The sequence below is a fragment of the Vibrio sp. 1288 genome (assembly GCF_033344475.1).
Genome location: NZ_JAWPOX010000893.1, coordinates 1 through 574, shown reverse-complemented (window position 1 = coordinate 574; position 574 = coordinate 1). Strand labels below are relative to the sequence as shown.

Genomic DNA, 574 nt, shown 5'->3' with positions numbered 1-574 from the left:
ACGAGTGGGATCATCCGATTGAAAACGTCGACATCAGTAAAGCGTATCCCGATTTTCCAACTTGGGTAACCAGCAGTGGCGAGTCAGAAACAACGTGGTACCAAGCCTCAACCGCTAACAAAGTAATTCCTGCAACTCAGCAGTAAGGAGCCTGACATGAAACATTCTACAAAACTGCTTATGACGACGTTGATTTCGGCATTAACCGTAGCTTGTGGAGGCGGCGGTGGAGGTGGTGGCTCAACTACGCCTCCGGCACCAACACCGACGCCATCGGTTCAAGTTCTCGACAATACGGCTGACATCGTGGCGGAACGAGACTTCTCATTCGATATTGGTGAAAAAATTACCTTATCTGTGAATTATACCGGTTCGACCGAGGGGGCGTTGCACTTGTATTCGAAAGCGGCGTATACCACCGCAAATGGCGATGTGATTGCCGACCCGACATCTCGTATCACGACGTTGTATCCAAACATGGCGGGTGACGTAGAGCTCGAAGTGAATGGCAACTGGACACATCTTTATGCGCAATGGGTGCCGATGAGTGCGCAAGAGTCTGAGCAAAATTGGT

General features: G+C 50.2%; 2 protein-coding genes. Both read left to right on the top strand.

Features of this window, described 5'->3' with window-relative positions:
* Positions 1 to 146: DUF4842 domain-containing protein (locus R8O11_RS29955; RefSeq protein WP_318195225.1), on the top strand; the 146-nt coding region annotated here is incomplete at its 5' end.
* Positions 147 to 156: 10 nt separating this feature from the next.
* The coding region (locus R8O11_RS29950) for a hypothetical protein (protein WP_318195224.1) at positions 157 to 574 on the top strand (418 nt) is incomplete at its 3' end.